Origin of the sequence: Stenotrophomonas sp. SMYL8 (assembly GCF_036320065.1) — a bacterium.
Taxonomy (GTDB): Bacteria; Pseudomonadota; Gammaproteobacteria; order Xanthomonadales; family Xanthomonadaceae; genus Stenotrophomonas; species Stenotrophomonas maltophilia_A.
In genome coordinates this window covers 42,694-55,727 of record NZ_JAWIRR010000011.1, presented here as the reverse complement: position 1 = coordinate 55,727, position 13,034 = coordinate 42,694, and the positions used below count along the sequence as shown (strand labels likewise).

At 66.5% G+C, this 13,034-nt stretch carries 12 protein-coding genes, 2 pseudogenes and 1 riboswitch; of the genes and pseudogenes, 5 read left to right on the top strand and 9 right to left on the bottom strand.

Going from position 1 to position 13,034, the window contains the following annotated elements:
• Positions 1 to 106: 106 nt before the first annotated feature.
• The 4 genes from V3B25_RS10995 (at position 107) to pnuC (ending at position 4,741) form a co-directional block, all read left to right on the top strand.
• Positions 107 to 514 (top strand): glycine zipper 2TM domain-containing protein, encoded by a 408-nt coding sequence (locus V3B25_RS10995; protein WP_125893081.1) that lies wholly within the window; start codon positions 107 to 109, stop codon positions 512 to 514.
• 125 nt (positions 515 to 639) lie between these two features.
• On the top strand, positions 640 to 1,764 hold the full coding sequence (locus V3B25_RS10990; RefSeq protein ID WP_329810665.1) for a phosphotransferase: 1,125 nt from the start codon (positions 640 to 642) through the stop codon (positions 1,762 to 1,764).
• Between the two features lie 43 nt (positions 1,765 to 1,807).
• Positions 1,808 to 1,903, top strand: a riboswitch (TPP riboswitch).
• Positions 1,904 to 1,973: 70 nt separating this feature from the next.
• On the top strand, positions 1,974 to 4,163 hold the full coding sequence (locus V3B25_RS10985) for a TonB-dependent siderophore receptor (RefSeq protein WP_329810664.1): 2,190 nt from the start codon (positions 1,974 to 1,976) through the stop codon (positions 4,161 to 4,163).
• An 8-nt stretch (positions 4,164 to 4,171) separates the two neighbouring features.
• A complete protein-coding gene (pnuC, locus tag V3B25_RS10980) occupies positions 4,172 to 4,741 on the top strand; it encodes a nicotinamide riboside transporter PnuC (RefSeq protein WP_012509709.1) in 570 nt (189 codons plus the stop codon).
• Positions 4,742 to 4,981: 240 nt separating this feature from the next.
• Here pnuC and V3B25_RS10975 read toward each other — a convergent pair whose 3' ends face one another.
• From V3B25_RS10975 to V3B25_RS10965, 3 genes are all read right to left on the bottom strand, one after another.
• The gene (locus tag V3B25_RS10975) at positions 4,982 to 5,398 is read right to left on the bottom strand and encodes a hypothetical protein (RefSeq protein WP_106466731.1); all 417 of its coding nucleotides are present in this window, start codon (positions 5,396 to 5,398) and stop codon (positions 4,982 to 4,984) included.
• Positions 5,399 to 5,482: 84 nt separating this feature from the next.
• The gene (locus V3B25_RS10970) at positions 5,483 to 6,457 is read right to left on the bottom strand and encodes a Dyp-type peroxidase (RefSeq protein WP_329810663.1); all 975 of its coding nucleotides are present in this window, start codon (positions 6,455 to 6,457) and stop codon (positions 5,483 to 5,485) included.
• Between the two features lie 314 nt (positions 6,458 to 6,771).
• Complete coding sequence (locus tag V3B25_RS10965) at positions 6,772 to 7,347, bottom strand: Ax21 family protein (protein ID WP_004134798.1); 576 nt, start codon at positions 7,345 to 7,347, stop codon at positions 6,772 to 6,774.
• A 631-nt stretch (positions 7,348 to 7,978) separates the two neighbouring features.
• On the opposite strand from V3B25_RS10965, the pseudogene V3B25_RS10960 reads away from it, so the two are divergent.
• Positions 7,979 to 8,590: pseudogene (locus V3B25_RS10960) on the top strand (DUF3363 domain-containing protein); the annotation flags it as partial.
• Positions 8,591 to 8,596: 6 nt separating this feature from the next.
• Here V3B25_RS10960 and V3B25_RS10955 read toward each other — a convergent pair.
• From V3B25_RS10955 to V3B25_RS10930, 6 genes and pseudogenes are all read right to left on the bottom strand, one after another.
• Positions 8,597 to 8,863 carry a glutaredoxin family protein gene (locus V3B25_RS10955; RefSeq protein ID WP_008786730.1) on the bottom strand — a complete coding sequence of 89 codons (267 nt, stop codon included), beginning with the start codon at positions 8,861 to 8,863 and terminating at the stop codon, positions 8,597 to 8,599.
• A gap of 10 nt (positions 8,864 to 8,873) precedes the next feature.
• A complete protein-coding gene (locus V3B25_RS10950) occupies positions 8,874 to 9,572 on the bottom strand; it encodes a DUF305 domain-containing protein (RefSeq protein ID WP_329810662.1) in 699 nt (232 codons plus the stop codon).
• Between the two features lie 224 nt (positions 9,573 to 9,796).
• Positions 9,797 to 10,993, bottom strand: coding sequence for an MFS transporter (locus V3B25_RS10945; protein ID WP_049462200.1), 1,197 nt, complete (start codon positions 10,991 to 10,993; stop codon positions 9,797 to 9,799).
• 91 nt (positions 10,994 to 11,084) lie between these two features.
• Positions 11,085 to 11,291 carry a hypothetical protein gene (locus V3B25_RS10940; protein WP_239518967.1) on the bottom strand — a complete coding sequence of 69 codons (207 nt, stop codon included), beginning with the start codon at positions 11,289 to 11,291 and terminating at the stop codon, positions 11,085 to 11,087.
• Positions 11,292 to 11,336: 45 nt separating this feature from the next.
• Positions 11,337 to 11,402: pseudogene (locus V3B25_RS10935) on the bottom strand (MerR family transcriptional regulator); the annotation flags it as partial.
• A gap of 124 nt (positions 11,403 to 11,526) precedes the next feature.
• The gene (locus V3B25_RS10930) at positions 11,527 to 13,032 is read right to left on the bottom strand and encodes an efflux transporter outer membrane subunit (protein ID WP_149909466.1); all 1,506 of its coding nucleotides are present in this window, start codon (positions 13,030 to 13,032) and stop codon (positions 11,527 to 11,529) included.
• Between the last annotated feature and the right edge of the window lie 2 nt (positions 13,033 to 13,034).

Here is a 13,034-nt window from a genome sequence, read left to right as displayed (position 1 = left end):
AGGCAATGTTCCGGCAATGTTGGAACGCCAGCGTGGACATCACGGCAGCCGGGGCGCCCCGCGCCCTCCCTGCCCAGCGTGGCATGCACCTCACAGGAGAACGAACATGCTCAGTACTTCCGCACTCAGCTTCCGTGGTCTGGCGATGGCCCTGGCCCTGCTGGCCGGCGTCGCCGTGGTCAGCGATGCCAGCGCGATGTCGAGGAAGGACAAGCGCACCCTGGTCGGCGCCGTCGTCGGTGGCGTGGCCGGCAACCTGCTCTCCAACGGTGATCCTGCTGCCACTGTCGGCGGTGCCGTGGCCGGCGGCGCGATCGGCAACCTGACCACCTCCGACCGCCGCGACCGTCGTTACTACGACAATCGCCGTTACGACAACCGCTACGATCGCCGTTACGACCGTGGCTACTACCGCAGCGGCTACTACGACCGCGGTGACGACCGTCGCTGGCAGCGCGAGCGCTACTACGACAACCGCTACTACCACGACCGCGGCCGCCATCGCGGCTGGTAAGCAGCGCGGCATCCCCCATGCCGATGCACGGACGGGCGGGTCGATGACCCGCCCGTTTGCGTTGGCCGCGTGCATGGCGTTGAATGCGCAGCCTTGGATGTGACTTTCCCCACTGGGGCTGCGGCATGACTTCTTCCTCCCACCGCGTGCAGGGCCTCAACAACGACGAGGTTGCTGCCGACTGGCCACCGATCAGCGCGGCGGACATTGCGTGGCTGCGCCGGCGCTACCCTCAGCTGGACGAGCGCAGCCAGCCCCGCTGGCACAGCCCGCGGCCGCTGTCGGCCGCCGCCATCGTCAACGGCGTGGACGGCGCGGTGTTCATCAAGCGCCACCACCACAGCGTGCGCAGCGCGGCGTGCCTGGAAGAAGAACACCATTTCATCGCCCATCTGGCCGCCGCCGGCGTACCGGTGGTGCAGGTGCTGGCGGCCACCGATGGCCACACCGCGGTCGAACACGGCGAATGGACCTTCGAGCTGCATGCGGTTGGCGTGGGCGACGACCTGTACCGCGACGCGGTGTCGTGGTCGCTGTTGACCGATGTCGCGCAGGCCCGCGAGGCTGGCCGCATGCTGGCCCAGCTGCACCGCGCCGCGGCCAGTTACCACGCGCCACAGCGCAGCACCCATCTGCTGGTCGCGCGCGACGATCTGATCCGCGCCGACGATCCGATCGCGGCCATCAAGGCGGGGCTGCACGAGCGCCCCGGGCTGGCCCGCTATCTCGCGCGCATTCCGTGGGAATCGCAGCTGCAGCGTGATGTGCTGCCGTGGCATGCCGGACTGGCCGAGCGCCTGCGCGACGAGCCACGGCTGTGGGCGCACAACGACTGGCATGTTTCCAACCTGCTGTGGCGCGATGGGCAGATCAGCACCGTGCTGGATTTCGGCCTGGCCTCGCCCACCAGCGCGCTGTTCGACCTCGCCACCGCGATCGAGCGCAACGCGGTGGCGTGGCTGGAACTGGAGCGCGGCATGGAGGCGGTGCGCATCGATATCGCGCTGGCCCTGCTCGACGGCTACCGCGAGGCACAGCCGCTGTCGGCGGCACGCGTACACCTGCTGGCCGACCTGCTGCCGATGGTCCATTTCGACTTCGCACTGTCTGAAGTGGAGTACTTCGAAGGCATCACCGGCTCGACCGCGAACGCGAACGTGGCCTGGCAGCCCTTCATGCTGGGGCACCCGGCGTGGTTCCACAGCGCGCCGGGACAGGCGCTGCTGCAGGCCCTGCACGCGGCAGCCTGAAGGGCACCGGCTCGCAAATCCGTACCATTTGTAGTGAAATGGTCACCTGAAGCGGGGGTGCCTGGATCTGCCAGGCTGAGAGAGTCCCTTGGAACCTGATCCGGTTTGCACCGGCGTAGGGAGCTTTGAGCCGCAGCCACGCCCCCGTCATGGGCCGGTGCACCTGCGCGCCGTCGCTTCGTCTCCCTTGTTGTCCGAAGACGAACCGAATGAACCGCTGCCTGCGCCCCACCCTGCTCTCCCTCGCCCTCTGCGCCGCGCTGCCGCTGCACGCCAGCGAGGCCGAGGCGTCCCCCGATGCGGCTGCCACCGGCGCCGAGCGCTCGCCCACCGAACTGGCAGCAGTGCGCGTGCAGGCCGGCAAGCCCAAGGCCGATACCGCGCGCGTGAACGCCTTCGGTGGTGGTTCCTGGAAGGACACGCCGGCGTCGGTGAACGTGCTTGAGCGCGATTACCTTGATCGCCGCCAGGTGCGTTCGCTGTCCGAACTGGCCAGCAACGATGCCTCGCTGGGCGATGCGTATGCGCCGGTGGGCTACTACCAGAACATCGCCATCCGCGGCTTCGCCCTGGACGCCGCCACCGGCTACCGCTTCAACGGCCTGTCCATCGCCGGCGAACAGCGCCTGGCGTTGGAGAACGTGCAGTCGGTGGAGATCCTCAAGGGTGAAGCCGGCCTGGCCGCAGGCGTGATGGCGCCCGGCGGCATCATCAACTACATCGGCAAGCGCCCGGCCGAAGTGCGCACCGCCACGCTCGGTACCGACTCGGAAGGCTCGCGCTACGTCGCCGTCGATGTCGGCCACTGGATCACGCCGCGCCTCGGCCTGCGCCTGAATGCCGCATGGGATTCCAGCAATTCCTACGTCGAGCACGCCGATGGCCGTCGCAACTTCTACTCGCTGGCCGCCGACTGGCTGATTGGCGAACGCGGCAAGCTGGAAGTGGATGCCAACTACCAGACCAGCTCGCAGCGTTCGGTGTCCGGCTACCAGCTGCTGGGCGCGCGTGAGCTGCCGCACGGCGTGGATCGCGAATTCCTGCTCGGCTACCAGCCCTGGCAGCGCCCGGTGGATATCGCCAGCACCAACATCACCGCGTTGCACACCTACGACTTCAACGATGCCTGGCAGTCGCGCGTCTCGGTCGGCCACAGCCGCTCGGTGATCGATGACAACGTCGCCTTCGCCTACGGCTGCTACTACGCCACGCAGTGTGCCGATGGCAGCGTGCCGGGCAACTACTTCGCGCCCAATGGCGACTACGACGTCTACGACTACCGCAGCCCGGACGACACCCGCCGCAACCAGCAGGCCCGTGCCGAGCTGCGCGGCCGCTTCGAGACCGGCAGCGTCGGCCATGAGTTGACCCTCGGTGCCGACTACTTCCGCCGCACGGTAGACAAGCGCCCGAGCGTCAACGAGTACGTCGGCACCAGCAACATCCACGACGCACAGGTGCCGGTGTTCGCGCCGTCGCCGAAGATGCCAGGGCCGTCCGCACGACGCCTGGACAGCCGCCAGACCGCATTCTTCGCGCTGGACCGGATGAGCTTCGGTGATGACTGGCAGTGGCTGGCCGGCGGCCGCTTCGTGCGCCTGGACGAGCGTGCCTACGACAAGCGTGGTACCCCGCAGCGGCACAGCCGCCTGTCGCGTTTCCTGCCGCAGACCGCCGTGGTGTGGAAGGCCACCGACCAGCTCAACGCCTATGCCAGCTACGTGCGCGGCATCTCGCTGGGCCAGGAAGCGCCGTTCTGGACCAGCAACGCCGACACCTTCCTGCCGTCGGTGCAGTCGCGGCAGCTGGAAGTGGGCGTGAAGTACGTGCCGGTCGAGGCGCTGACGCTGGGCGCAGCCATGTTCCGCATTTCGCAGCCGTACCAGTACGCCAGGCCGGACAACAGCGACGTCGGCTACACCTTCGTCGAGGAAGGCACGCAGACCCACACCGGCCTGGAGCTGACCGCCAACGGGCAGCTGACCGATGCGCTGCAGATCGTGGCCAGCGCCAGCGTGCTGCAGGCGCGCGCGCGCGACACCGGAACGCCGGCCTATGAAGGCCATCAGCTGGTGAACGTGCCGAAGGTGCGCGCCAGCGTGCACGTGGCTTATGCGCTGCCGTTCGTGCAGGGCCTGGATGTGACCGGCGGCTGGCGCTATGCCGGTGCCAACGTGGCCCGCGCCGACGGTGGCGTGCGCGCACCTGACTACTCGGTGTTCGATGCCGGCCTGCGCTTCCAGCATCGCCTGCACGAACGTGCGGTGACCTGGAACCTGTCGGTGGACAACGTGTTCAACCGCTTCTACTGGCGCGATACCGGTAGCAGCGGCGGTGACTACTACCTGTTCCCCGGCGCACCGCGACAGGCCCGCCTGTCGGTGACGTTCGCGCTGTGAGCGGCGTCATGCTCGAGTGGACCGCCGCGCTGTGCAGCATCCTCGGCGTCTGGCTGATGGCCAAGCGCCGGCTGGTGGCGTGGCCGGTCGGCCTGCTGTCGGTGACGCTGTATGGCCTGGTGTTCGCCGAGGCCAAGCTGTACTCGGACACCCTGCTGCAGGTCGCCTTCGGTGGCTTCCTGGTCTACGGCTGGCTCAACTGGCGGCAGCACGCCGCCGACGAGGGCAGCGTCCGCATCGTGCCACTGGCACGCGGCAAGCTGCTGCGCGACCTGGCCATCGGCCTGTGCGGCGGCGTGGCGCTGGGTGCAGCCATGCACACCTTCACCGATGCCGCGCTGCCGTGGCTGGATGCCATGCTGACCGCGCTGAGCCTGGTCGGCCAGTGGTGGCAGGCGCGCCGCCACGTGGCCTGCTGGTGGGTGTGGATCGCGGTGGACGTGGTCTACGTGGGCGCGTACCTGTTCAAGTCGCTGCACGTGACCGCCGCGCTGTACGTGTTCTTCCTCGGCCTGGCCGTGTTCGGGCTGCGCGCATGGAGCGCGGCCGCGCGTGAACCGCAGGTGGCAACGCAGTAGAGCCACGCCATGCGTGGCTTGGGGCTACCGGTAGTCGCCAACCTTGGTTGGCGCACACCTGCCGACCAAGGTCGGCATCTACCCAACATATCCACGCAGGGCCTGAATCTACTGCATCCGCAAGATCAGTAGAGCCACGCCATGCGTGGCTTGGGGCTACCGGTAGTCGCCAACCTTGGTTGGCGCACGCCTGCCGACCAAGGTCGGCATCTACCAGGCCCATCCACGCATGGCGTGGATCTACTGGGTAAGCAGCAGGCCCAGCCGCAGCGGCTGGCGCATGTCGGCCGGTGGCGCGGCCTGCAGGGGTGCACTCTGCAGGGTCGCGCGCAGGTCGGCGTCGATCTGGGCATCACCCAGGCTGTCGAATTCCAGTTTCGAAATGCGGCCATCCGCCGCGATCCATACGCTCACCGGCAGCGGTGTCGGCGCATCCGGATGTGCCTGCAGCCATTCCAGCACGCGCTGCGCCTGCGGATCCTGTTCCTGCTGCAGACGCTGCTGCAGCTGGCCGCCCACGGCGGCGGCATAGGCCATCCAGTGTGCAGGGGCTTCCTGCGCGGACACCCCGGCGCTCCCCAATGCCAGCGCACCGAACAATGCAGCCAGCGGCCGCCACCAGCGGCGTGCGCCGGTTGTGTTCCTTGCCATCGCCATCGCCCGCTCCTGCGCTCTCATCCAACGGCTGATGGTCGGCGCGGTAGATGACAGGCAGATGGCGGTCGGCACTCCCCGGCGCGATCAATCGCCTAGGTCGGCCAGCACCTTGCGCGAGGGCGCGAAGAAGGTCACGCCGGTGGTGGCGGTGGAGAAATCGAGGATACGGTCATGCAGCGGCGCGGGATTGCCGATGAACATGCGCTCGAGCATCTTCTCGATCACCCACAGGCGGCGCGTGTAGCCAATGAAGTAGGTGCCGTACTCGCCACGGCCCGGGTTGGCGAAGGGCATGTTGTCGCGCAGAATCTCGTGCTCGCCGTCGGCGTCTTCGATGGTGCACAGGGTCTTGTGCGATTTCTGTGCATCGGCCGGCGCATCGTCCAGTTCGATGTTGTCGTGCTTGGTGCGGCCGATGATCGCTTCCTGCGCCTCGGTCTTCTGCGCGCGCCAGGCATCGAGGTTGTGCAGGTACTTCTGCACCACCACGTAGCTGCCGCCGGCATGCTCCGGATCTTCATCGCCCACGATGGTGGCTTCCGGCAGCGACAGCCCTTCCGGGTTGGCGGTGCCATCGACGAAGTCGAGCAGGTCGCGGCCGTCGAAATAACGGAAACCGGACACGTCATCGACCGTTTCCACCGCATCGCCGAACGCCATCAGCAGGTTGCGCTCGAATGCCACGATCAGGTCCATGGTGCGCGCACGGATGTGGTACAGCAGGTCACCCGGCGTGGACACCGCGGTGTGGGTCGCGCCCTTGATCTCGCGGAACGGCTTCAGTTCACGCGGCGGCGTGGTGCCCACCAACGGCTGCCACACGCGGTGACCAATGGCCACGTTGCAGGTGAAGGTGCGCTCGATTTCACGGATGGCCGTGTTCTTGATCAGGTCATCGGTGCTGGCCAGCACCTCGCGTGCCTTGGCGATCGACGCCTCGTCATCCTTCACTTTCAGCACCAGGAACGCCGCCGAATGGGTCAGTGGCGCGGTGATCTGCTGCGGCTCGTTGTCGAGCGTGTGGTTGAGGGCGGTGATCGGTGCGGGCTGGGAGTTCACGGCGATTCCTGCTGGCTTGAGGCGGGCGCATCGCGTGTGGCGATGTGCGGGCGATCATAGCGGAACCGCCTGACCGGGGACGGAGCGGTTCTCGTTCCGATGCCGGCGCTGCAGCACTATTCCTGCGTCAGCAGGGCTTGCAGGACCAGCGCCGTGCCATCGAAGCCAAGCGTGCAGCAGTGGTATGGGATGCCGCAGCAGGGCGTCAGTGAGCCCGCATAAAAGTGAAGCCCGGCGCGAGGCCGGGCTTCGGTTGGCGTGTGGGAGAGAGAGAGTCACACGCCAGCACAACACGCACTAACGACAGGCGTTTGTTACCAGGTGAAGCGCGGGCCCACGAACCACTCGCGGTCGCCGGCCTTGGCCAGCTTCACTTCGCCACTCAGGCCCCAGTTCTGGTTGAACTTGGCGGTGGCGCCGACGCGGCCGTAGAACTCGCCGTCCGGGTTGTAGCCGTGCTTCTTGCTGAAATCTTCGTAGCCGGCCATCACGTAGCCTTCCACGTACGGGTTGAACGCGGTGCGCACGCCCACTTCGGTGGAGTAGCCGTTGAAGTCCAGGCCGCGCTTCTCGTCGTACTTCTGGTACGCAACACGGGCCACCAGGTCGGTGTTCGGTGCGATGCCGTAGTTGTAGCCGACACCCAGGCGCCACTGGTCGACGTCATTCTTGAACTTGTCGGTTTCCTGGGCGCTGTAGTCGCCAAAGACGTGGAAGTTCGGGTGCACCGCAACGGAACCCTTCACCTTCCAGCCATCGGCGTCGCCGCCCTTGGCATCGGTGTTCACGTAGCCGCCTTCAACGTAGTTGTACGACAGGCCATCGGTTGCCGATGCAGCGAACGGCAGAGCAGCCAGAAGACCCAGGGCAAGCAGCGAATTCTTGTTCATCGGGACACACCTTTAATTATTTTGGTTTCGTCGACCGCCTCCCGGGAGGGGGAGAGAGAGGAGGCGGTCGACAGGTGTGAATTATCCGTTAGGGGGTCTAATCAACCCTGAATATTGAACTGACTGGTGTATAAATAAGGCTGACGTTCAGGGAACTCCGCATGGCATTGCTGTTAGACGGGCAACCATAGGTTTGCGTTTTGGCTGAACCTATGGTTGCGCAAGGGCTGAGAACCTATGGTTGCAGTGACTTAGGGGCAGAGCTGACGTCCGCGGCTGATTGGCCCTCGCCAACAGCCCAGGAGGCAAGCGCCGCCGTGACATCGGTCCAACCTTGTCGGTCCTTAACAAGTAAGGAGCCCCTTTATGTGCCCTACGAGGGTTCGCGGGGAGTCGGACGAAGCATGCGGTTGGCCTTAGCGACTCAGGACTAGTAGTGGTCGACATCGCTAGAGTCTCGTCCGCTACGGGCCGTACGCTGACGCGCCTCGCTCCTCTTGAAGTTCACGGCTGCTTCATGCCAGAAGCTGACATCGCTAGGCTACCTCCGACGCTTCTCAGAGGCCTTAATATCAAGCCCGCCTTAACGCTGCATGCGGCTAAGACCGGCGGCACTCCATCTACTAAATGGGCCCTGCGTCGGGCCGGCATTGTGGAGCGTTGCCGAAGGGCTATGGAAGGTGCCGGACGACCTGGCCGAGCGTGGCCGCCAGTACGACGCGCAGCGCCTGGGCGGCGTGGCCGTGGAGCTGAAATCGCACTTGCCCATCGAGCGGCAGGCCCGCGTGATCGGGGCCACGTGGCTCGACCAGCAGTTGATCGGCGGCGGCTCGGGCCTGGGCGACCTAGGCTTTGGTGGCGAGGCCAGGCCATGCAACAGCGCGCCGACTTCCTGGCCGAACAGGCGCTGGCCGAGCGGCGCGGGCAGCGCGTGATCCTGGCGCGCAACCTGCTGGGCACGCTGCGCAACCGGGAACTGGCACAGGCCGCGAAGGACATTGCCGCTGAAACCGGCCTGGAGCATCGCCCGGTGGCCGACGGGCAGCGTGTGGCTGGCATCTACCGGCGCAGCGTCATGCTCGCCAGCGGGCGCTACGCGATGCTGGACGACGGCATGGGATTCAGGTTGGTGCCGTGGCGGCCGATGATCGAGCAGCGGCTGGGGCAGCATATCGCCGCCGTGGTGCGCGGTGGCGGCGTATCTTGGGAGCTTGGACGGCAGCGCGGGCCAAGTATTTCTTGAGACCCTTCATCTACTTGTCGAACGGCCGAGCGCCTTCATCAGCCCCGGCTTCTGGCTCGCAAAGGTGCCATAGAAGACCTCATTACCGATGAGCGTGATCGGAGCCACGCGCACGCCGGTTCGTGACTTGGCTTCCGCAGAAATCTTCGGGTCGGTCAGGTCGCGTTCTTCAAACACGATGCTCTGCTGGGACAGCCACTCCTTCAGCACCCGGCAGTCCGGGCAGGCTGGAGTGCTATAGATGATGATGCGCGGGGTGCTGGCTTGGTTCATGGTCGTGCCTTCACTTTCCCCGAGCGGCAAGCCAGCTCTTCATCATGGCGATCTCTCCTTCCTGCGCAGAGATAACCTCCTGAGCCAACTCGCGGACCTCCGGGTCCTTGCCGTACTGCAACGCCACCTTGGCCATGTCGATCGCGCCCTGGTGATGCGGGATCATGCCGCGCATAAAGTCCACATCGGCATCGCCGCTGAAGTCAATCATCATGTCGGCGTGCATGCGGTCATTGCCGGCACGGTAGGCGGTCGTCGAGGCGTCGCCCGAGCTGCCGGTCCCCACCTGTTGGCCGCGTTCTCCAAGCCACTTATTCATCATGGCGATCTCGCCTTCCTGCGCAGAGATAACCTCCTCGGCCAACTTGCGGACCTCCGGGTCCTTGCCGTACTGCAACGCCACCTTGGCCATGTCGATCGCGCCCTGGTGGTGCGGGATCATGCCGCGCATGAAATCGACGTCGGCGTTTCCAGTGAACTGCGCTCCCATCCCCGCGTGCATCTGGTCGTTCACGGCGCGATACGCGGTCGTGGAAGGACTGTCATTGGCCGAGGCGCTGGAGGGCATCGCGTGCCCATGGTGACCTCCGCTCGCATTGGCCTGCATCACTTCACCCGACGGGACCACCTTCTTCTGAACGGCCCTCAGGCCGATGGCGACCACGACGGCGCCCGCAATGAACAACAGGCTGAACTTGTTGACTCTCATGAAAAACTCCTTGAATGAGGTTGATGGAGTCACTGTAGGGCCTCCCATTGTTGGAAGGTCAAGGCCCTCATTTCGCCGTTGATGCCGATGAAAACCCTCGGCGCAAGATCCAGTCCTTCACTTCCGCCGCCTACGACAACGCGCTGTCGAAGCTGCAGCGGTGGAGGCAGGTGATGTAGCGCCTGAGGTGACCGCTAGATGGAACACCTTCCGCATCGGCCCGATCAGCCCGGACCTAGCCGCACCGGCTTTCGCGCGGTCTGCCACAGCAGCGGCACCAAGATCAGCGCCAGGGCCGGGAAGATCATCCAGTTGACCGCCTGCCAGCCCGAGTTGTGCAGGATCGATCCCGCGAGGAACGACACGGCCGCCGTGGCGGCGAAGACGAAGAAATCGTTCATGCCCTGCGCCTTGCTGCGCTCGGCCGGGGTGTGGCAATCGGTGACCATCGCCGTCGCGCCAATGAAGCTGAAGTTCCAGCCGATGCCCAGCAGCGCCAGCGAGCCCCAGAAGTGGGACAGGCCGAGCCCGCCCAGGGCCACCACCCCGGAGGCGGCGAGCAGCACCATGCCCACGGCGGTCACGCGCTCCTTGCCGTAGCGCACCATCAGCCGCCCAGTGAAGAAGCTCGGCCCGAACATCGCCAGCAGGTGCCACTGGATTCCCAGGGCGGCGTTGTCCACCGAATGCCCGTGGTTGACCATCGCCACCGGCGCGGCGGTCATCACGAACGCCATCACCCCATAGGACACCACGCCTGCGGCCACGGCCAGCGCGTAGCGCGGCATCGCCAGGAGCTGCAGCACCGTGCGGCCGCTGTCGGCGGCGGCTTCGGCCGGGGTCTGGCGCGGCGTGCGCAGCATCAGCAAGATCGGCAGGGCGATCAGCGGCAGCAGCGCTTGGCTGAGGAAGCTGCCGACGTAGGGCGTGCCCGCTACCGCGTCGCGCGTGAAGATCACCAACTGCGGCCCGATGATGGCACCCGCGAGAGCCCCCACCATCACCCAGGAAATCGCCTTGGCCTTGAGCGCGTCCTCGGCGGTGTCGGCGGCTGCGAAGCGGTAGCTCTGCACATACGCGCCGTAGAAGCCCGCCAGGAAGGTGCCGGCGCAGAAGATCCAAAACGAGGCCAGCATGATGCCCAGCGCGGCGATCAGGCCCGAGGCCACGCCGAAGCCGACCCCGACCACGTATCCGTTGCGGCGGCCATGGCGCCGCATGATGAACGCCGCAGGCAAGGTGCCGATGGCAAGACCCAGGCCGAACAGGCTCACAGGCAAGGTGATCGAGGCCGAGTCCTTGGCAAGCTGCTGGCCGACCAGCCCGCCCAGCGACATCACGATGGGCGCGCTGGCGCCACCGAGCGCCTGCGCGGCGGTGAGAACGCCGATGTTTCGGCGCGTGATGCTCTGGTCGGTCATGGGCGGTCCTTCTTGTTCGTTTGTCTGGCCGGAATTATTACACGCATGAATATATGTTCAGTTATTAGACCATGATTCGGCCATACGATGCTCATGAACCGCCGCAGCCTGGTCGCTCCTCGCAAATCTCCCGAGCGGCAGAAGGAACAGCCTGCCGTTCCAATGCGAGCAGGTGCTCTTTCACCCGGGTCAGTTGCGCCATGCGTTCCTCGACACAGGCGAGATGGTCCCGGACAGCCTGCGTCAGCAGCTCGGGTTCCGGGGACTCGCGATGCGTCCAGCCCAGCAAGTTGCGCATGTCATCCAGGCCGATGCCCGGCGCGCGGTAGTTGCGAATCAGGTAAAGCCGCTCGACATGGGCCGGGCCATAGCGCCGGTAGTTGTTGCGGGACCGCTCGGGAGCGGGCAGCAGGCCCTCCCGTTCGTAGAACCTGATGTTCTCAGGGGCGTGCCGGTCAAGCGCGCGAGTTCACCAATCCTCATCCAGCTCTCCGCGCGCAGCGATGGGGGACGCCACCGCTGCGCGCCGGCCCTCATCCCGGCGACCGGGCGGGCTGCTGCGCCGTGGCGCCCGATTGCACCGTGTGCTCAGTCCAGCCGCCGCCCAGCGCCTTGTACAGATGGATGAGGTTGTTCAGCCGCGTCAGGCGCGTGCGCACCAGGGTCTGCTGCGTGCCGTAATGCGTGCGCTGCGCGTCGAGTACAGTGAGGTTGTTGTCCACGCCCTCCTGGAAGCGCTGCTCGGCCAGCTCGTAGGCCTTCTGGCTGGCCGCCACCAGGAGCTGCTCCGCGCGGATCTGCTCATCGAGCGTGCGCTTGCCCGCCAGGCCGTCGGCCACCTCGGCGAAGGCCGCCTGGATGGACTTCTCGTAGTTGGCGATCTCGATGCGCTTCTGTACGTGCGCCACGTCCAGGTTGGCGCGCAGCGCGCCGCCGCGGAAGATGGGCAGCGTGATCTGCGGCAGGAAGCTCCAGGCCCGCGAGCCCGAATCGAACAGGCCGTCCAGCGAAGCGCTGGCCGTGCCCGCCGAGCCCGTGAGGCTGATCATCGGGAAGAACGCGGCCCGCGCCGCGCCGATGTTGGCGTTGGCGCCGATCAGCATCTGCTCGGCGGCGCGGATGTCCGGCCGGCGCGCGAGCAGTTCGGACGGCAGGCCGCTCGGCAGGCCGGTCGGCACGATGTCGTCCGGCAGCGCCATGGCCTCGTCAAGCTGCCGGGACAGCTCCGGCGTCAGCGGCTGGCCCAACAGCAGCACCAGCGCGTTGCGGTCCTTGGCCGCCTGCCGCGTGTAGGCGGCATGGTTGGCCTCGGCGGTGCGCAGCGCGATCTCTGCGCGGCGCAGGTCGAGCTGCGTGGAGTTGCCCGCTTCCACCAGTTGGGTGGTCAGCCCGTAGGAGCGCTTCTGCGTGGCGAGGGTGTCGCTCGTCAGGCGCAGCAGTTCCTGGTCGGCACGCAGCGTGAGGTAGGCGCTGGCCACCTCGGACACCAGGCTCATCTGCGTGGCGATGCGGGTCTCGTCGAGGGCCAGGTAGGACGCCAGCGCCCGGTCGCTGAGGCTGCGGACGCGGCCCCACAGGTCCAGTTCCCAGGCGGCCGTCACCCCGGCCACGTCGTAGCGCCGGAGCACGTCGCTTTGCCCCGTGGTGCTGAGGTCGGCCGGTGCGCGCTCTGACGCGCCGCGGGCGGAAACGCCCAGGTTCGGCAGCATCTCGGCACGCTGGATACGGTACAGCGCCTGAGCCGCCTCCACGTTGAGCGCGGCCTTGCGCATGTCGCGGTTGTTCTCCAGTGAAATGCCGATCAACTGCTGCAGCAGCGGGTCGCGGAAGAAGTCCCGCCAGCCGATCTCGGCCGTGATCGCGTCGTCGGGCGTCGCGGCCGCCGGTTCCACATAGGCCGCGCCCGAGGGATAAGCCGTGTCGATCGGCGCTGCGGGCCGGTCATACTTCGGTGCCATGGAGCAGCCAGTCAACGCCGCCGCGAGGGCGAGCGGCGCCAGCGTCCTGGCGGGTCGTGTGAATGCGAAAGATGTTTTCATGT

Coding starts and splice junctions, on each gene's coding strand:
- V3B25_RS10995 (WP_125893081.1), top strand. CDS start 107: ATGCTCAGTACTTCCGCACTCAGCTTCCGTGGTCTGGCGATGGCCCTG.
- V3B25_RS10990 (WP_329810665.1), top strand. CDS start 640: ATGACTTCTTCCTCCCACCGCGTGCAGGGCCTCAACAACGACGAGGTT.
- V3B25_RS10985 (WP_329810664.1), top strand. CDS start 1,974: ATGAACCGCTGCCTGCGCCCCACCCTGCTCTCCCTCGCCCTCTGCGCC.
- pnuC (WP_012509709.1), top strand. CDS start 4,172: ATGCTCGAGTGGACCGCCGCGCTGTGCAGCATCCTCGGCGTCTGGCTG.
- V3B25_RS10975 (WP_106466731.1), bottom strand. CDS start 5,398: ATGGCGATGGCAAGGAACACAACCGGCGCACGCCGCTGGTGGCGGCCG.
- V3B25_RS10965 (WP_004134798.1), bottom strand. CDS start 7,347: ATGAACAAGAATTCGCTGCTTGCCCTGGGTCTTCTGGCTGCTCTGCCG.
- V3B25_RS10955 (WP_008786730.1), bottom strand. CDS start 8,863: ATGAACCAAGCCAGCACCCCGCGCATCATCATCTATAGCACTCCAGCC.
- V3B25_RS10950 (WP_329810662.1), bottom strand. CDS start 9,572: ATGAGAGTCAACAAGTTCAGCCTGTTGTTCATTGCGGGCGCCGTCGTG.
- V3B25_RS10945 (WP_049462200.1), bottom strand. CDS start 10,993: ATGACCGACCAGAGCATCACGCGCCGAAACATCGGCGTTCTCACCGCC.
- V3B25_RS10940 (WP_239518967.1), bottom strand. CDS start 11,291: ATGCGCAACTTGCTGGGCTGGACGCATCGCGAGTCCCCGGAACCCGAG.
- V3B25_RS10930 (WP_149909466.1), bottom strand. CDS start 13,032: ATGAAAACATCTTTCGCATTCACACGACCCGCCAGGACGCTGGCGCCG.